The organism is Pseudomonas sp. BIGb0558, assembly GCF_024807515.1.
GTDB classification, from domain to species: domain Bacteria; phylum Pseudomonadota; class Gammaproteobacteria; order Pseudomonadales; family Pseudomonadaceae; genus Aquipseudomonas; species Aquipseudomonas yamanorum_A.
On record NZ_JANUEW010000004.1, the window covers coordinates 137,279 to 154,435 of the forward strand.

Consider the following 17,157-nt stretch of genomic DNA (forward strand, 5'->3'; position numbering starts at 1 on the left):
TATGAACAACCCGGTTTCCCTTGGCATTGATCTTGGCACCTCGGAACTCAAGGCGATCCTGATGGACGAGCAAGGCCGCGTCCTCGCCCATGCCGGTGCGCGGCTGACGGTCTCGCGCCCGCACACGGGCTGGTCCGAGCAAGCCCCTGAGGATTGGTGGCAAGCGTGCCTGAAGGCTCTGGACCAATTGCGCGCGGATCAGCCGGATGCCTATGGCCGGGTCAGTTGCATCGGTTTGTCCGGGCAGATGCACGGCGCGGTATTGCTGGGGCAGGACGACCGGGTGTTGTACCCGGCGATTCTCTGGGACGACTCCCGCGCCATGGCCCAGGCCGAGGCGTTGGGCAGCGAGTTTGCCGAGGTCACCGGCAGTTTGCCGATGGCCGGGCTCACGGCGCCCAAGCTGCTGTGGCTGCAAGCGCACGAGCCGGCGGTGTTCAGCGCCATTGATTGCGTACTGTCGCCCAAGGATTACCTGCGTCTGCGCTTGAGTGGCGAGCGCGTCAGCGACGTGTCCGATGGCGCCGGGACGCTGTGGCTGGATGTGGCCAACCGCGCGTGGTTTGAACCGATGCTGCAGGCGACGGGTTTGCGATTGGCGCAGATGCCAAGGCTGGTGGAAGGCGGCGCCGCCAGTGCTTATTTAAATGCCGCTGCGGCGCTGCGCCTGGGCTTGGCCGAGGGCCTGGTGATTGCCGGCGGTGGCGGGGACAACCCGGTGGCCGCGGTGGGCATCGGCGCGGTGAACGCCGGTGACGCGTTTATCACCCTCGGTACAAGTGCGGCCATTGTTGCGATTACCGATCATGCGGCGGGCAATCCGGCGAGTGCCGTGCATAGCTTTTGCCATGCACTGCCCAATCGCTGGTACACCATGGGCGCCATGTTGGCCGGAGCCAGTTGCTTGCGTTGGGTGACCCGTTTGACGGGTACTGCTGATGAACAGGCGTTGCTGGATCAGGTGCAGGCCGAGTGGCCAATCGGCCAGGGCGTGCCGGTTTCCAATCCACTGTTCTTGCCGTACCTGGCGGGCGAGCGTACGCCACATAACGACCCGTTGTTGCGGGGTGGCTTCATGAACCTGGGGCATGACTGCACGCCGGCGATGCTGGGTTATGCGGTGATGGAGGGGGTCGGGTTCGGGCTGCTGGATGCGTTGCATGCGGTGCAGTCAGCCGGGGCCACGGTGGGCGCTTGTGCACTGGTGGGCGGTGGCGCACGCAGTGAGTATTGGGCGCAGTTGCTGGCCAATATCCTTGGGCGGGAGATCTACACGTTGCACGGCAGTGAGCTGGGCGCGTGTATTGGAGCGGCGAAGTTAGGGTTTGTGGCGAGCGGGCAGGGCGCGGCGCTGTTGCAGGCGGGGATGCCGGTGAAGGCCCGGTTTTTCCCGGATGGCGCTCAAGCTGCTGTGCTGCAGGCGCGTTATCGCAAGTTCCAGGGACTGTTGGGCGCCGCCAAAGCGTTGCACGATTAGGGAGGTGACCCTGTGGCCAGGGAGCTTGCTCCCGCTGGAGTGCGCAGCGCTCCCGAAGATTCCGGGGCCGCTGCGCAGCCCAGCGGGAGCAAGCTCCCTCGCCACAAATGCCCTCCAAGCCAGATTTAGACGTTGGCAGCAGTGCTGCTGGCGTGTTGGGCGCCGCCAAGGCGTTGCACGGTTAGGGAGGTGGACGCTGTGGCGAGGGAGCTTGCTCCCGCTGGAGTGCGCAGCGCTCCCGAAGATCTTGGGGCCGCTGCGCAGCCCAGCGGGAGCAAGCTCCCTCGCCACAAAAGCCCGCCAGGCGGGATTTAGGCGGTGGCAGCAGTGCTGCAGGCGTGTTGGGCGCCGCCAAGGCGTTGCACGATTAGGGAGGTGACGCTGTGGCGAGGGAGCTTGCTCCCGCTGGAGTGCGCAGCGCTCCCAAAGATTCCGGGGCCGCTGCGCAGCCCAGCGGGAGCAAGCTCCCTCGCCACAAAAGCCCTCCAGGCCAGATTTAGGCGTTGGCAGCAGTGCTGCAGGGGTGTTGGGCGCCGCCAAGGCGTTGCACGGTCAGGGAGGTGACCCTGTGGCGAGGGAGCTTGCTCCCGCTGGAGTGCGCAGCGCTCCCAAAGATTCCGGGGCCGCTGCGCAGCCCAGCGGGAGCAAGCCCCCTCACCACAAAAGCCCGCCAGGCGGGATTTAGGCGGTGGCAGCAAGTTCGCGCAATACCTTCAGCAACGTGGTTTCTCCCTTGACCACCTGCGCCTGCTCAAAGCAGATCCAACCTTCATTGAACCCATCGATCATGCGCATCCGCGGCAGTGGGTTCTGCGCACCTTGCTCACGAAACATCGGCTCCCACGTATCCCGAGGCACCACCTGCGCGGTCACGCCGCGATCAAGCACTTCGGTCAACGTCCTGGCAATATCGTTCGGGCTGACCCACTGGCCTTCAAGTTCAACCACCCGGCGCCCGGTCCAGTGTTGCAACAACAGTTGTGCGGCGAGACGGCCGACATCGGCGGTGGCAATCATCGGCACGGCTTTGTCCAGCGGCTGCAGGAAGCTGCTGATCACCCCGTGCTCGCGGGCGGCGACCACGTCATAGGCGGCGTTTTCCATAAACCAGCCCGGGCGCAGAAAGGTCACCGGTACGTTCAACGCGCTCAGGGCCTGTTCCATGAGGGTGCGCTGGGTCAGCAAGTTAAGCTGCTCGGCCTGGGCGCCAATGGTCGACAGGCACACCACCTTTTGCGGCACAGCCGCCTCGATGGCCTGGGCAACGGCGGCAATCACCTTGCGCGCCTCGGGAAAACCCGGTTCAGGGTCGAAATCCGACGGCGGCAGGATGAACACGCCGGTGGCGCCCTTGAACGCTTCGGTCAGTGCAGCGGCGTCATCCATGTTGGCGATGGCGACCTCGCAACCGAGCGCGGCCCATTCGGCACCCTTGGCGGCATCGCGGATCACCGCACGCACGGGTTGATGATCATCGAGGAGAAACCGCGCCAGGGCGCCGCCGACTTTGCCTGTGATTCCGGTAATGACATACATGGTGTTTACGCCTGTTGTTCCAATGGGTGGATCAAGCATAAACAGCGCGCCAGATGGACAGAATAGCGATCCCGTCATTGCATCAGTGACTCAGCGTCACGAGTCGCCCAGCGGCGGCAACCGGCGCTTTACCGGGGTTTTCTTGACGATGGCGGTGTTGGTTTCGGCATACGCGTTGAGTCGGTCCAGCAGCGTGTCCAACTGATCCATGGTGCGCACGTGCAGGCGTGCGATGAAGCAATCATCGCCGGTCACCTTGTCGCATTCGGTGAACTCGGGGATCGCCTGGATCTGCCGTTCCACTTCCTGCAATTTCCCGGGCAACGGGCGAATACGCACAATGGCTTGCAGCAAGTAGCCGAAATGTTTGGGGTCGATGTCCACGGTGTAATTCTTCAGGACGCCGCGCTCTTCCAGGCGCCGCAGCCGCTCGCCGACGCTGGGGGAGGAGAGGCCGGTGATGCCCGCCAAGGCCTTGAGGGACAGACGCGAATCGTCCATCAGCGCGGCGATCAGTTGCTGGTCAATGCTGTCAATCATGGTCGCTCCGAAAGCCATTGCTCGGGTTTGCCTAATAAGAATAGGCGAAAGCTACGGTTCGCCTAATTTAGAATCTGGAGTCGCTATTGGCGAGATTGCCATAATTGAGCCTCACTTGAGGAGCTTGATCATGGACAAGTCCATACGTCGCGGGTCATGGGAAATGGTCGCCGCCATGCTGATATCCGGCACCATCGGCTGGTTTGTGCTGGTGTCGGGCGTGCCGGTGGTGGAGGTGGTGTTCTGGCGCTGCGTGATCGGCGCGGTGACGTTGCTGGTGGTGTGCTGGCTGATGGGCTATCTGCGCCTTGAGTTGCTGAGCTACGCCAAATTGGGGCTGGCGATGCTCAGCGGCGTGGCGATTGTGGGCAATTGGTTACTGCTGTTCGAGTCCTATGCCAAGGCATCAATTTCCATCAGCACGGCGGTGTATAACGTGCAGCCCTTCATGCTGGTGATGCTGGCAGCGGTGTTCCTGGGCGAGAAAATTACCGTGCAGAAGCTCGCCTGGCTGAGCGTGGCGTTTGTGGGGATGCTGGCGATTGTCACCGCCCACGGCGATCAGCAAAACACCGGGGACGACTACCTGGCTGGGGTGGGGTTAGCGCTGGGCGCAGCGTTCCTGTATGCGATTGCAGCGCTGATCATCAAGCGTTTGAAAGAAGTGCCGCCGCACCTGATGGCGTTGATCCAGGTGACCACGGGCGCCTTGCTGCTGGCGCCGCTGATGCAGTGGCAGAGCCTGTCCGCCTCGATGGATTCGTGGGCGGCACTGCTGACCCTGGGCGTGGTGCATACCGGCTTGATGTACGTGTTGCTGTATGGGGCGATCCAGAAGTTGCCCACGGCAGTCACCGGAGCGCTGTCGTTTATCTACCCGATCGCGGCCATTTTTGTCGATTGGATCGCCTTTGGTCATCGCCTCGGCTGGCTGCAATGGCTCGGTGTGGCGGCGATTCTGCTCGCGGCGGCGGGGCTGCAGCGGGGTTGGTGGTGGCGCCCGAAGGCGTTGCCAGGGCATGTTTCATGAAGCACTGATAGCACCTTGGTTACTATTCTCCGCTGTATATCTACCTTTACAGCGGAACCGCTCATGTTGAAGAAAAGTCGTGCATGGCTACTCAGTGGCCTGGTGCTGTCGGTGGCGTTGTCGGCCCATGCCGAAAACGCAATCCATGTGACTTACGCCGGCTCCATGGGCGTGGTGATGGACAAGGCCCTGGGGCCGGCCTTCGCCGAACGCGAGCACCTGACGTATCAGGGGCAGGGCGAGGGCGCCTATGGGATGGCGCGGTTGCTGGCGTCCAAGAAGGTGGTGGCCGACGTGTTCGTCTCCATCACCCCGGGGCCGATTGAGGTGCTGCAAAAAGCCGGGCTGGTCGGGCAGGCGGTGCCGGTGGCCAGCACCCGCATGGTGATTGCCTACAACCCCAAGAGCGCGTTTGCGCCGGCACTGGAAGCCAGCAAGAACGCCAACTCGCCAGCCTGGTGGAAGGTGCTGCAAAGCCCCGGCCTGCGCTTTGGCCGCACCGACGCCGCCACCGACCCGCAAGGGCAGAACATCATTTTTACCGTCCAACTGGCCGAGAAGTATTACCGGCAGCCGGGCCTCGCCCGGCAGATTCTTGGTGACGTGCAAAACCCGCAGCAGGTGTTTGGCGAAGGCGGCCTGTTGACCCGCCTGCAAGCCGGCCAGATAGACGCCGCGTCCGGCTACGAGAGCGCGACGATTTCAGCCAAGCTGCCGTATATCGCGCTGCCCGACGAGATCAACCTGAGCAACCCGACGTTCACCAAAGACTGGTACGACACCGTCAGCCTGCAACTGCCGGACAAGAACGGCCAGATGCAAACCCTCAAGCCGCAGCCATTGGTGTTCTACGCAGCCGTGCTGAAGAACGCGCCCAACCCGCAACAGGCCCAGGCGTTCGTGAGCTACCTGCAATCGCCTGAAGGCCTGAAGTTGTTTGAAGCCAATGGCTACGGCCAGCCGAAAGGCGGAGCGCTTTGATGTGCTGAAGGGCTCGCCCACGCTATGGATGAGCGTGCCGGCGGCGGTGCTGCTGATCATTCCGTTTGTAGCCCTGGCCGGTGCAACGTCCTGGGGCCAGTTGCAACTGGCCTACGGCGACTGGTCGGCGGTGGCCGTGTCCCTGGGGCTGAGCAGCGTTTCGACCCTGTTGATTGTGCTGCTGGGCACGCCGCTGGCCTTGTGGTTGGCCCGCACTGCATCGTCCTGGCGCAGCGGCGTCGAGGCGTTATTGCTGATCTCACTGCTGACGCCGCCGTTGGCCATGGGCATTTTGCTGGTCACCGCCTACGGCCCATACGCCACTCTTGGCGAAGCGTTGGGCAAGTTGGGGATTTCCCTGAGCAACAACCTGCCGGCATTTATCCTGGCGCAACTCTACGGCGGGCTGGCCTATTACATCCTGTGTGCACGCACAGCGTTCGAGGCGGTGCCGCGCTCCCTGGAAGAAGCCGCGCGGGGCCTGGGTTGCACACCGTTCGAGGTGTTTTTGCAGGTGACCTTGCCCGTCACCCGGCGAGCCCTGGCCAACGCGTTGGCGATTGTCTGGGTGCGGGTGATTGGCGAGTTCGGGATCGTGATGGTGTTTGCGTATTTCCCGCAGGGGATTCCGGTCAAGCTGTTCGTCAACCTGCAGAACGAGGGCGTAGACAGTGTCTACGCCCTGTTGTGGTTGCTGCTGCTGGTGACCTTGCCGTTTCCGCTGTGGTGCCTGCGGGTACGCAGGCGCGAAGGGATCAGTGCGGTGCGCGAGGAATGGTCTTGAGCAGGTCGTCCGGGCTGATGTAGCCCACCACGCTGCCCGGTTGCGGCAGGCCGAGGATGTGGCCCTTGATCTTGCCAATCACGTGCATCTCGCACGGCTTGCAGTCGAACTTCAGCGTCAGCACTTCATCGCCGTGGATCAACTGCATCGGCGCGACCTTGGTCTTCACGCCCGTCACACCCTTGGCCTGTTTCGGGCACAGGTTGAACGAGAAGCGCAGGCAGTGCTTGGTGATCATCACCGGCACTTCGCCGGTTTCTTCGTGGGCTTCATACGCCGCGTCGATCAGTTGCACGCCGTGACGGTGATAGAAGTCACGGGCCTTCTGGTTGTAGACGTTGGCCAGGAACGACAGGTGCGATTCCGGGTACACCGGCGGCGGCGTGGTTTCTGCCTTGCGGCCGCCCCGTGGGTGGGCCTGGATACGCGCCTCGGTCAGCACCTCGATCACTTCACGGCGCAAGGCCTTGAGCTGAGAGTTCGGGATGAAGAACGCCTGCGGTGCGTCCAGCTCGATTGCGGTGGCGTGGTACTGGGTGGTGCCCAGTTGGCCCAGCAGGTCGCGCAGGGTTTCCAGCGCCTGTTCCGGCTTGTTGGCCACGCCGAACGGGCCGGGCAGGGCAACGCTGGCGCTGATGCCTTCTTCGCTGGTGACGGTCAGTTCAAGGCGGTCCTCTTGCAGACGGGCAGCCCACGACACGCCGATACGACGCTCGGCCGAAGTCTTCAGCAACGCCTGCTGCCAGTTATGGTCCAGGTTACGGTTCAGCGGATGGTTCGGGCGCAGCTGATGCAGGCCGGCCGGCATCTCGTTGGGCTCGACGCGGTAGCGGTAGCGCTTTTCGCCGTCCTCTTCGAACTCGCCTTTTGGCTCGGCGATGTTGGCGCGGAAACCCACCACTTCGCGCTTGATCAGCACGTTGAGGCCGTCGCCGTTGGACAGCGGCTCATGGGTGACCACCTGCAAGTCGCGCTTGCCGGCTTTCTCCACCACACCTACCGGCAGGCCGGTGAAGGTCGGGGTGTCGAAGGCGCCGATATCGACCTTGCGGTCGGTGACGAAGTAGTCGGTGCTGCCACGGTGGAAGGTCTTTTCCGGGTCCGGCAGGAAGAAATGCGCAGTACGGCCGCTGGACGCGCGGGCCAGGTCGGGGCGGTCTTCGAGAATCTCGTCGAGGCGCTGACGGTAATAGGCCGTGATGTTCTTCACGTAGCCCATGTCCTTGTAGCGGCCTTCGATCTTGAACGAACGCACGCCGGCATCCACCAGGGCGCGCAGGTTGGCGCTCTGGTTGTTGTCTTTCATCGACAACAGGTGCTTTTCAAACGCAACCACACGGCCCTGGTCATCCTTCAGGGTGTAGGGCAGGCGGCAGGCCTGGGAGCAATCGCCACGGTTGGCGCTGCGGCCATTCTGGGCGTGGGAGATATTGCACTGGCCGGAGAAGGCCACGCACAGGGCGCCGTGGATGAAGAACTCGATGGCCGCGTCGGTTTCGTCGGCAATCGCACGGATCTCTTGCAGGTTCAGCTCGCGGGCCAATACCAGTTGCGAGAAACCGGCCTGGTCCAGGAACTTGGCGCGGCCCAGGGTACGGATATCGGTCTGGGTGCTGGCGTGCAGCTCGATGGGCGGAATATCCAGCTCCATCACCCCCAGGTCCTGGACGATCAGCGCGTCGACGCCGGCGTCGTAGAGTTGGTGGATCAGCTTGCGGGCCGGCTCCAGCTCGTTGTCGTGCAGGATCGTGTTGATGGTGGTGAACACCCGCGCGTGATAGCGCCGGGCGAACTCCACCAGCTGCGCGATATCGCTCACGTCGTTGCAGGCGTTATGGCGCGCGCCGAAACTCGGGCCGCCGATGTACACGGCGTCGGCGCCATGCAGGATGGCCTCGCGAGCGATGGCAACATCGCGCGCAGGGCTGAGCAATTCCAGGTGATGCTTGGGCAAGGACATAGTTTTTTTAGTCAGGCTTGTCACGGAGGCGGGCATTGTAGCTGTGAAATGCCTTATCGACATCTACCAGGCCCTACGCGGGCTCCCACATGGGAATGCAGTCAACTGTGGGAGCCGGGCTTGCCCGCGATGCAGGCACCGCGGTGTATCAGTGAAACCGAGGCGATCCCATCGCAGCCTCGCTGGGGCTCGACAGCTCCCACGTTTGACCATTGTGGTCAGGCCTTGGCGGCCATCGCGGTGACTTCAACCCGCATGCCTTCGACAGCCAGGGCGGCCACGCCAACGGCTGCGCGCACGGGCCAGGGCTTGGCGAAATAGCGTTTGTAGACTTCGTTGAAGGCGGCGCGATCGGCCATGTCGGTCAGATAAATGGTCAGGTGCATGACCCGGTCAATCGAACTGCCTGCACGTTCCAGGGCCACCTTGAGGGCTTGCAGGGTGCATTCGCTTTGCAGGGTGATGTCGCCCAGTTCCAGGCTGCCGTCGGCACGGGTGGGAATTTGCGTGGAGACGAGGATGCCGTTGAAGCCGATGACGTCGGAGGAGATGGAGTCCGGGTCGAGGTCGGGGGTGAAGGCGAGGTCGTGGTTGGCCATGGAGGTCTCGTTTTTCTGCAGAGAGAGGCCGCGCAGTTTAACGCCTCCAGCAGAACTGCCAACCCAAATAGCCGATCACCGTGCCAGCGACCTGCGTCGCTGGCACGTCCCGGGAAGGGCTTACAGAATGCTGAACGGGTAATTGACGATCAGGCGCGTATCGTTGACGTCGCCGCCACTGCCCGACTCGGAACTGCCGGTGTGGTAGGCCTGGCGTAGGCGGAACGCGAGGTTTTTCGCCGGCCCGCTCTGGACCACGTACTTAACTTCTACGTCGGTTTCGTGCTCCTTGGCGCCGTCGCCGTAGGCGCCGAGATAGGCACTGTTGGCGGGGGTGTGGCTGCCGTCAATGTCGGAGCCGTTGATGTAGCGGCTCATGAAGCTGAGCCCCGGCACACCGTAGGGCGCCATGTTCAAGTCGTACCGCAGGGCCCAGGAGGCTTCGCCTGGGCCATTGAAGTCAGACCATTGCACCGAGTTGGCCAGCAGGATCGAGTCGCCGGTCGCGGCGGCACCGTTGTCACCCGCGCCGATATAGTCGAACGGCTCGTTGCCATCGATCTTCTGGAACGACAGCGTCAGCGTGTGGGCCTGCAGGAACGAATAGGCCGCCGCCAGCGAGTACGCCGTGGTGTTGATCGTGCCCGCATTGGCACTCCCGGTATCGAGGGTGCGGTACAGGTTGCCGTCCAGGGTCACCGACTGGCCATTGCTCAGGGGCATCACGTAATTGAGGTTGCTGTAGTACTGGCGCCACACGTCCTGCAACTCGCCGGCATACACCGTGGCGCTCAAGTCCGGGGTGAAGGTGTATTTGCCACCGACAAAACTGGCACTCTTGGTCGCTACGTTGGCGTAGGTGGCAAAGATATCGTGCTCATGGTTGGTGGTATCGCCACCGTTGGTAGCGGTGAAGTGACCGGCTTCCAGGTTCAGGCCGGCGATTTCGTTGCTGGTCAGGTCAAAGCCCGTGGCGGTCTGGTCGAGCAACCCGACACCACCGACGGCAAACACCGGCGCGGTGGGCTGCATTTCACCGTATTTGAGCTGCGTTTTGGAGATCCGCAGCTTCAACGCACCACCCAGCGAGCCGTAGGCGTCCTGAGGGTCGCCGTTGCGATCCAGGGGCAGGTTGCCGGTGTTCGCGTATTTGCGCTGGGAGTCGAGTTTCAGCCCGCCGTAGGCATAGGCGTCCACGCCGAACCCGATGGTGCCTTGGGTGAAGCCGGAGATGTAGTTGGCCATGACCCCTTGGGTCCAGTCGCGCTGGTCGGCGCGGCCTTCTTCCCGATTACGGTTCAAGTAGTAGTTGCGCGCGACGCCGGTGAGACTGCTGCCATCGACAAAACCCTTGGCATCTGCCTGATCCGTTACTGATTCTGCCAAAGCCACCTGGCTCAGGCTGCTGGAAATTACCAGCGCTAATAGGCTCCACTGTTTAACCATGGTTATAGTTTCCCCGGATAGATTAATCGCTAATAGTTGCGTGCGCAGGTGCACAGCCTTATTTTTTATGGCGTATATAACTTTTGGGCAGGCGATATTAAGATTGGCATTCAGCCGGGTTTCGCGTGTTGTAGTTTTAGCCGGGCACCACCCTGGCGGGCGGCGCTGGCCTTTGCGCGATGGGGGATTTTTAACCGGTTTGCGGTAAAGGACCAGTGAAGGGATGGTTAAACTCGATTAATTAAAATTCACTGTACCGCTGCGCGTGCTGCTGTAGTTTTGATCGTGTCTTAGCCGCTCTGCTTCGACAAAATCCTTTGGTTTGCCGCCGCAGTCTCTGCGGCGGATTTTTTATGCGCGTTAGATGTAGAAATATTTAATCCGTTTATAAAATGGCACTTTGATAGTTGGCTAATTCGAACTAAGCACCTGCGTAGAAGAACGGTTCACTTCTGCCCCATTTCGCACAACTGCTGTGCGAGACGAGGGATTAATCCTGCGCGATTGAGTGCCTATAGTTCCATCACCGCCGCAACGTCCCTTGGGATGTCGCGAAATCCAGCCGTAGATTGAGGTGATCATAATGAACCGTGAATTCAAGCCTGACCTGACCGACACCCAGCCCCTGCACCTGCTCGACGCCGAGTACTTCGAATACAGCAAAGCCGCCAACCCCATCAGTGCCAATCTGATCACCCGCATTCCCTACCACAGCTTCCCGGCCTCGCTGTACGACGGTGGCCCGTCCCGGGTTGTGCCGCTGGACCTCAGCGACGCTCTGGGCTGTGAAGGCCCGGCGACCGGCCCGGGGCTGTGTGCGAACTTCATTCGCTTGAACGCCGGCGACACGCTGGACCTGCAACCCAACGCCACCTCACAGGTGTTTTATGTGATCGCGGGGCAGGGCAGTGTGGTTCAGGGTGAGCATCGGATCGAATGGTCCAAGGGCTGCTTCCTGGCACTGCCGGGCCTGCAGCAGGCGCAGTTCAGCGCGTCTCGGGATGCGCGGCTGTACTACGTGCATGACGAACCGCTGTTGCGCTATCTGGGCGTGACCCGCACTACCGATCGCTTCGCACCCACGCTGTACCCGGCGGACCTGGCCAACGCCAAGCTGCGTGAGGCCGCCGATGATCCCCGCGCCCAGGACCGCAGCCGCATCAGCATCCTGCTGGGCAATCGGCATTTCCCGCAAACCCGCACGGTGACCCATGTGCTATGGGCGATGTACGGGATCCTGCCGGCGGGGTCGATTCAAAAGCCCCATCGGCACCAGTCGATTGCGCTGGATTTCATCATCGATTGCCCAACGGGCTGCTACTCGCTGGTGGGCACCGAGTTGGACGCCGACGGGCAAATCCGCAACCCGGTGCGGGTCGACTGGTCGCCGGGGCTCGCGTTTGTAACACCGCCGGGTTACTGGCATGCCCATTTCAACGAGTCCGACACCGAGGCGTTCCTGATTCCGATCCAGGACGCCGGGCTGCAAACCTACCTGCGCTCGCTGGATATTCGCTTCAGCTGACACGCTTCCAGTGCGGTGTTTCGCCGAGTTGCTCGACGATAAAGTCGATGAAGCACCGCACCTTGGAAGACACGATGCGCTTGGGTGGATAGACGAACCACACCGCCGATTCGCGGCCGGCGATGCGGATACTCCACTCAGGCAACCACACCACCAGCTCGCCGGCGTCAATGCGCTTGGCCACCAGCCAGTCGGGCAGCAAGGCAAACCCCAGGCCTTGCTGTAGCGCGATCATCTGCGCGTCCAGGTCGTTGATCCGGAGGCAGTCGTTATGCACCAGCGGCGACACTTCATGCCCATTGGCGAAAGCAATCTCAGCCGCCCCCAGAATCCCGGGCAATGCCGCCAGGTCGGCAGGTCTGGACGGTGCCGGGTGCTCCCGGCAAAACCCCGGGCTGACCACCAGCCGGTAGTTTTCATCGCAAATCTTGCGCGCCTTCAACGTGGAATCCGCCAGGGTGCCAATCCGGATCGCCAGGTCCGCGCCGGCGTGGATCAGGTTGACGTGGCTGTCATCCAGCACCAGTTCCAGCTTGATCTGCGGGTAGCGGGCCAGGAACGCGTTCAAGGTGGGCAGCACATGGTGGCGGGCAAAGGCGGGCGGGAGGTTGAGCTTGAGCACGCCCCGGGGATGTTCATTCAACGCGGAGGTGGCGGCCTTGGCCTGCTCCAGCTCGTCCAGCACCCGGCGCGCATGCATCAGGAAGGTCTGGCCGCCCTCGGTCAGGTGCAGGGTGCGGGTCGAGCGGTTGAACAGGGCGATACCCAGGTCCTGCTCCAGGTCTTTCACGTAGCGTGAAACGGTAGAAGCCTTGATGCCCAGCCGGTCGGCGGCACGGGAGAAGTTATTGCCCTCGGCGGCTTCGACAAAGGCGGTCAACGCTGCGAAATAGTCCAAGTGCAGCCCTCGGTCTGGATCATGGGGGAGGGCCAATGCAACGAATGGCCGCTCAGGGCCTCATACAATAACCAACGGTGCGCCGATGCAAGCACCGCAACCGAATACTTCACGACCGCAGGTGATCGATTTATGACAGATGCCGAGAAGAATCATGTGGCCTGGCTGGTGGAACAATCGATGCTGCATGCCGCAAAACAGCGGGCCAAACTCTATTCGGGGCAAGGCCGGTTGTGGCAGCAGCCGTATGCGCATACCCGGCCCCGTGATGCTTCAGCCCTGGCCTCGGTGTGGTTCACAGCGTACCCGGCGTCCATCGTTACCCGCGAAAACGGCAGTGTGCTGGAGGCCCTGGGGGATGAAACCTTGTGGCACGCCCTGTCGAAAATCGGCATCCAGGGCATTCATAACGGCCCGCTTAAACGCTCGGGCGGCCTTTCGGGAACCGAACACACCCCGACGATTGACGGCAATTTTGACCGCATCAGCTTCGACATCGACCCGCAACTGGGCACCGAAGCCCAACTTCAATCCCTGGCCCGCATGGCCGCCGCGCACAACGCGGTGATCATCGACGACGTGATCCCGTCACACACCGGCAAAGGCGCGGACTTCCGCCTGGCGGAGATGGCCTACGAGGACTACCCCGGGCTCTACCACATGGTGGAAATCCGCGAGGAAGACTGGCCACTGCTGCCCGAGATCAGCGAGGGCCGCGACGCGCAAAACCTCAGCCCGCAGCAGGTCGACGTGCTGAGAGACAAGCACTACATCGTCGGCCAGCTGCAACGAGTGATTTTCTTCGAGCCTGGGGTCAAGGAAACCGACTGGAGCGCTACCGATGTGGTCATCGGCGTGGATGGCAAGCCCCGGCGCTGGGTGTACCTGCATTACTTCAAGGAAGGGCAACCGTCGCTGAACTGGCTGGACCCGACCTTCGCCGCGCAGCAAATGATCATCGGTGACGCCCTGCACGCCATCGACGTGATGGGCGCGAAAATCCTGCGCCTGGACGCCAACGGCTTCCTCGGCGTGGAACGCAAGCTTGAGGGTAACGCCTGGTCGGAAAGCCACCCGCTCTCCATTACCGGCAACCAGCTGCTGGGCGGCGCGATTCGCAAGGCTGGCGGTTTTAGCTTCCAGGAACTGAACCTGACGGTGGACGACATTGCCGCCATGTCCCACGGCGGCGCCGACCTGTCCTATGACTTCATCACGCGCCCGGCCTATCAGCACGCGTTGCTGATGGGCGATACCGAATTCCTGCGCCTGATGCTGCGGGAGATGCACACCCTCGGTATCGACCCGGGCTCGCTGATCCACGCGCTGCAGAACCATGACGAGCTGACCCTTGAACTGGTGCATTTCTGGACCCTGCATGCCCACGACACTTACCTGTACCAGGGGCAGACGTTCCCCGGCGGCATCCTGCGCGAACATATCCGCGAGCAGATGTACGAACGCCTGGCGGGCGAGCACGCACCGTATAACCTGAAGTTCGTGACCAATGGCGTGTCTTGCACCACCGCCAGCATCATCACGGCGGCGCTGGGGATTCGCGACCTGGAGGCGATCACCCCGGCGGATATCCAGCAGATACGCCAGATTCACCTGCTGCTGGTGATGTACAACGCCATGCAGCCTGGGGTATTCGCACTTTCCGGCTGGGACCTGGTAGGCGCACTGCCGTTGCCGGCGGAGGAGGTCGCCCATTTGATGCTCGATGGCGACACCCGCTGGATCCATCGCGGCGCCTACGACCTGGTGGACCTGAACCCGGATGCGCCGCAATCCGCCGGGCAGATGCCACGCCCGAAAACCTTATATGGCAGCTTGATCAGCCAACTGGCCGACCCGGATTCGTTTGCTTCACAGTTGCAAAGAATCCTCGCCGTGCGCCGCGCCTACGATATCGCCGCCAGCCGCCAGATCCTGGTGCCGGACGTGCAGCACCCGGGGCTGCTGATCATGGTGCACGAGTTGCCGGCGGGCAAAGGCACCCAGATCACCGCGCTGAACTTCGGCTCCACGCCGATTACCGAAACCCTGCACCTGCCCGATATTGCGCCCGGGCCGGTGGTGGACATCATCAATGAGCGGGTGGAAGGTGATTTGACCGCCGAGGGGGATTTCACCATTACGCTGGATGCGTATGAAGGGTTGGCACTGCGGGTGGTCAGCAGCTCGCCGATGATTTGAGGGGGACCATCGACAAGTACTTTTCGATGATCTCCAGCAACAACGGGTTATCCACGCTCTGCAATACGTTCACCAGGCCGCTGGTGGCTGGCGGGATGCCAACGTCCAACCGCAGGGGCTGCTTGTAGCGCCAGGTTTTGCCCCGCGTTCGGCCGGCGCGCAGTTCCACCTCCGTGTAGTACTGCGTGGCGGTGGCGACGCGTGGGTCCAGCAACCACGCAATCACCAGGGCGTCATGGATCCAGCAACCGGCCAGGCTGCGAGTGGCCATTGAATAGTCGATCCAGGGCCTGAACGTCTCACAGATAAAATCGGCGAGGGGCGTATCGAGTTGCTGGATACGGTCCAGGTCGTGGTGCGTCATCAAGGTTTGCGTGGTGACATCCAGGGGCACCAGGGTGATGTTCGCACCGCTGCTGAGCACGCGGTCCGCCGCTTCCGGGTCGAAGCCGAAGTTGGTGTCCTTGATGAAGTCATCCAGGGCAAAAACACCTCCCATGATTATGATTTCCTTCACCGCCTGGATCATGTCGGGGTAGCGTTCAAGCGCCAGCGCCACGTTGGTCAGCGGCCCGATTGCCACCAGGGTGATTTCCCCGGGATTCGCGCAAATCAGCTGGCCCATGGCGTCGGCCGCTTCTTGTGCAGGGGCCTCGAAATCCAGGGGAGGGCGCACAGCGTTCCATAAATGCGCGAGTTGGCGCTTGTGTACGGTGTTGTCCAGCGCATCGCGCCAGGGGCCGCCGGGTTCCTCCAGTGCCTGGGTGCTGCCCCTGACCACCGGCAGCGTACGGCCGGCTCGGGCCATCAGGTCTTTGGCGACGTTGTAACCCACTGCGCTGGGCGTGTTGCCCGCGACGGTGGTGACCAGTTCAAGCGAGAGTTCGGGCGCAGAGAGTGCCAGCGCCAATGCCAGACCGTCGTCAACATTTGCCCCTGCAATCCCGTTTCCGGGATCGCAATCAATAATTAAGCGTTTCATTTCACCTTCTTTTTTTAGACTCGCGGTGTTTGCACAGCGCCGCATCCGCAGGACTCACCAATCACGAGGCGGTGAGAAAACTCTTGCAACTGCACTTCGCCATTCCAGGCCAGCAGCATCGCGATGGCTGCCTTGGCCATTTCCCGCACAGGCTGGCAGACCGTGGTCAAGGAGGGCGCATAGAACGCCGACTCTTCAGTGCCGTTGAAGCACACCAGGGCCACCTGTTCCGGGACCTTTATCCCGCGTTCCGACAGCGCACGCATGCAGCCGATGGCTTGGGCTTCGTTGGAGCAGAACAGCGCGCGGGGCGCGCGACCATCGGCCAGGAGCTGTTGTGTCGCCTCGTATCCGCCTCTGCGTGTGTAACTGGCGCCAACAACCCACTCAGGATGTTCTTCGAGGCCACGGTCGGCCAGCGCGTCACGCCAGCCGTTCAAGCGGTCCTGGGCGTTGAGCATTTCCGGCGGGCCACAAATGATGCCAACCTCACGGTAACCATGGCTCAGCAGATGCGCGGTGACTTGATGTGCCGCGCCGCGCTCATCCACCCGAAGCATATTGACGGGGATACTGGGCGTGACTCGGTCGAGCATCACAAAGGGTGTGCCGCTGGCCTGGATCAGCTCGATGTGCGGGTGGCGGTCGACGCTGGTATAGAACAGACCGTCTACCCGTTGGCTCAACAGGGTGTTGATCAGATTCAGCTCGCGTTTGCGGCAGTCGCCGGAATCCCCCAGCAGGATCACCAGGCCGTTATCCAGCGCCTCCTGTTGCAGGGCATGGGCAAAGGACGCGATGAAGGTATTGGAAATGTTCGGCACCACCAGCCCGTAGGTTTTGGTCTTGCCCGAGGCCAGTGCCTGGGCGACACCGTTGGGTCGGTAGCCGGTGTGTTTGATGGCGTCCAGTACGCGCTGGCGAGTGGCCTTGGCGACGGGCCGGGGGCCGTCATTGATGACGTAACTGACCACCGCGACTGACGTACCGGCTTCGCGGGCCACATCGTCGCGGGTGGCGCGGGTGGGATACTGTTTTGTCAAAACGACCTGCCATTTTTCTGGAGAAGTAGACGCCCGGGGCGGGGTCTACTCGCGTAGATGTTCGGGCTAAAAAAAAGGCTACGGGGTAACACCTTGTGACATCCGACATTATCACGGCTGTTTTATTGCAGTTTGATGACCCTGGCGCCACCGGTAG

General features: G+C 62.2%; 14 protein-coding genes. 6 read left to right on the forward strand and 8 right to left on the reverse strand.

Translation table 11 applies throughout. The features are described from left to right. The first annotated feature begins 1 nt into the window (after position 1). A complete protein-coding gene (gene xylB / locus M2400_RS08405; RefSeq protein WP_259195714.1) occupies positions 2-1,477 on the forward strand; it encodes a xylulokinase in 1,476 nt (491 codons plus the stop codon). Between the two features lie 681 nt (positions 1,478-2,158). Here xylB and M2400_RS08410 read toward each other — a convergent pair. Together M2400_RS08410 and M2400_RS08415 are read right to left on the reverse strand one after the other, a co-directional pair. After that, positions 2,159-3,013: an NmrA family NAD(P)-binding protein gene (locus tag M2400_RS08410; RefSeq protein ID WP_259195713.1), complete on the reverse strand. Its 855-nt coding sequence runs from the start codon at positions 3,011-3,013 to the stop codon at positions 2,159-2,161. 96 nt (positions 3,014-3,109) lie between these two features. After that, positions 3,110-3,553 (reverse strand): Lrp/AsnC family transcriptional regulator, encoded by a 444-nt coding sequence (locus tag M2400_RS08415; RefSeq protein WP_008433323.1) that lies wholly within the window; start codon positions 3,551-3,553, stop codon positions 3,110-3,112. Between the two features lie 130 nt (positions 3,554-3,683). Between M2400_RS08415 and M2400_RS08420 the strand changes: the two genes are divergently transcribed. The 3 genes from M2400_RS08420 (at position 3,684) to M2400_RS08430 (ending at position 6,348) form a co-directional block, all read left to right on the forward strand. Beyond that, positions 3,684-4,583 carry a DMT family transporter gene (locus tag M2400_RS08420; protein ID WP_177044316.1) on the forward strand — a complete coding sequence of 300 codons (900 nt, stop codon included), beginning with the start codon at positions 3,684-3,686 and terminating at the stop codon, positions 4,581-4,583. 63 nt (positions 4,584-4,646) lie between these two features. Then, positions 4,647-5,564, forward strand: a complete 918-nt coding sequence (locus M2400_RS08425; protein WP_259195712.1) for an extracellular solute-binding protein — start codon at positions 4,647-4,649, stop codon at positions 5,562-5,564. A 1-nt stretch (position 5,565) separates the two neighbouring features. After that, positions 5,566-6,348 (forward strand): molybdenum ABC transporter permease, encoded by a 783-nt coding sequence (locus tag M2400_RS08430; RefSeq protein ID WP_259195711.1) that lies wholly within the window; start codon positions 5,566-5,568, stop codon positions 6,346-6,348. On the opposite strand, the gene M2400_RS08435 is transcribed toward M2400_RS08430, so the two are convergent. From M2400_RS08435 to M2400_RS08445, 3 genes are all read right to left on the reverse strand, one after another. Further along, a complete protein-coding gene (locus M2400_RS08435; RefSeq protein ID WP_177077700.1) occupies positions 6,320-8,308 on the reverse strand; it encodes a U32 family peptidase in 1,989 nt (662 codons plus the stop codon). The two genes, M2400_RS08430 and M2400_RS08435, sit on opposite strands and share 29 nt — an antisense overlap. A 218-nt stretch (positions 8,309-8,526) precedes the next feature. After that, complete coding sequence (locus M2400_RS08440; RefSeq protein WP_010170818.1) at positions 8,527-8,907, reverse strand: RidA family protein; 381 nt, start codon at positions 8,905-8,907, stop codon at positions 8,527-8,529. A gap of 120 nt (positions 8,908-9,027) precedes the next feature. Then, positions 9,028-10,353, reverse strand: coding sequence for an OprD family porin (locus M2400_RS08445; RefSeq protein ID WP_259195710.1), 1,326 nt, complete (start codon positions 10,351-10,353; stop codon positions 9,028-9,030). Between the two features lie 583 nt (positions 10,354-10,936). Between M2400_RS08445 and M2400_RS08450 the strand changes: the two genes are divergently transcribed. Next, entirely contained in the window at positions 10,937-11,878 is a 942-nt protein-coding gene (locus M2400_RS08450; protein WP_259195709.1) for a cupin, read from the forward strand. On the opposite strand, the gene M2400_RS08455 is transcribed toward M2400_RS08450, so the two are convergent. Further along, positions 11,871-12,776 carry a LysR family transcriptional regulator gene (locus tag M2400_RS08455; protein WP_259195708.1) on the reverse strand — a complete coding sequence of 302 codons (906 nt, stop codon included), beginning with the start codon at positions 12,774-12,776 and terminating at the stop codon, positions 11,871-11,873. The two genes, M2400_RS08450 and M2400_RS08455, sit on opposite strands and share 8 nt — an antisense overlap. A gap of 132 nt (positions 12,777-12,908) precedes the next feature. Here M2400_RS08455 and treS point away from each other — a divergent pair, with 132 nt between their 5' ends. Further along, positions 12,909-14,975, forward strand: a complete 2,067-nt coding sequence (gene treS, locus M2400_RS08460) for a maltose alpha-D-glucosyltransferase (RefSeq protein ID WP_259195707.1) — start codon at positions 12,909-12,911, stop codon at positions 14,973-14,975. Here treS and M2400_RS08465 read toward each other — a convergent pair. Both M2400_RS08465 and M2400_RS08470 read right to left on the reverse strand, forming a co-directional pair. After that, entirely contained in the window at positions 14,953-15,957 is a 1,005-nt protein-coding gene (locus M2400_RS08465) for a nucleoside hydrolase (RefSeq protein WP_259195706.1), read from the reverse strand. The two genes, treS and M2400_RS08465, sit on opposite strands and share 23 nt — an antisense overlap. A 14-nt stretch (positions 15,958-15,971) precedes the next feature. After that, positions 15,972-17,000 carry a LacI family DNA-binding transcriptional regulator gene (locus tag M2400_RS08470; protein WP_177121472.1) on the reverse strand — a complete coding sequence of 343 codons (1,029 nt, stop codon included), beginning with the start codon at positions 16,998-17,000 and terminating at the stop codon, positions 15,972-15,974. Positions 17,001-17,157 lie beyond the last annotated feature (157 nt).

Bases quoted from the DNA above. Each gene is read 5' to 3' on its own strand.
- M2400_RS08445 (WP_259195710.1), bottom strand. From the start codon at position 10,353: ATGGTTAAACAGTGGAGCCTATTAGCGCTGGTAATTTCCAGCAGCCTG.
- M2400_RS08435 (WP_177077700.1), bottom strand. From the start codon at position 8,308: ATGTCCTTGCCCAAGCATCACCTGGAATTGCTCAGCCCTGCGCGCGAT.
- M2400_RS08450 (WP_259195709.1), top strand. From the start codon at position 10,937: ATGAACCGTGAATTCAAGCCTGACCTGACCGACACCCAGCCCCTGCAC.
- M2400_RS08410 (WP_259195713.1), bottom strand. From the start codon at position 3,013: ATGTATGTCATTACCGGAATCACAGGCAAAGTCGGCGGCGCCCTGGCG.
- M2400_RS08425 (WP_259195712.1), top strand. From the start codon at position 4,647: ATGTTGAAGAAAAGTCGTGCATGGCTACTCAGTGGCCTGGTGCTGTCG.
- M2400_RS08420 (WP_177044316.1), top strand. From the start codon at position 3,684: ATGGACAAGTCCATACGTCGCGGGTCATGGGAAATGGTCGCCGCCATG.
- xylB (WP_259195714.1), top strand. From the start codon at position 2: ATGAACAACCCGGTTTCCCTTGGCATTGATCTTGGCACCTCGGAACTC.
- M2400_RS08465 (WP_259195706.1), bottom strand. From the start codon at position 15,957: ATGAAACGCTTAATTATTGATTGCGATCCCGGAAACGGGATTGCAGGG.
- treS (WP_259195707.1), top strand. From the start codon at position 12,909: ATGACAGATGCCGAGAAGAATCATGTGGCCTGGCTGGTGGAACAATCG.
- M2400_RS08415 (WP_008433323.1), bottom strand. From the start codon at position 3,553: ATGATTGACAGCATTGACCAGCAACTGATCGCCGCGCTGATGGACGAT.
- M2400_RS08440 (WP_010170818.1), bottom strand. From the start codon at position 8,907: ATGGCCAACCACGACCTCGCCTTCACCCCCGACCTCGACCCGGACTCC.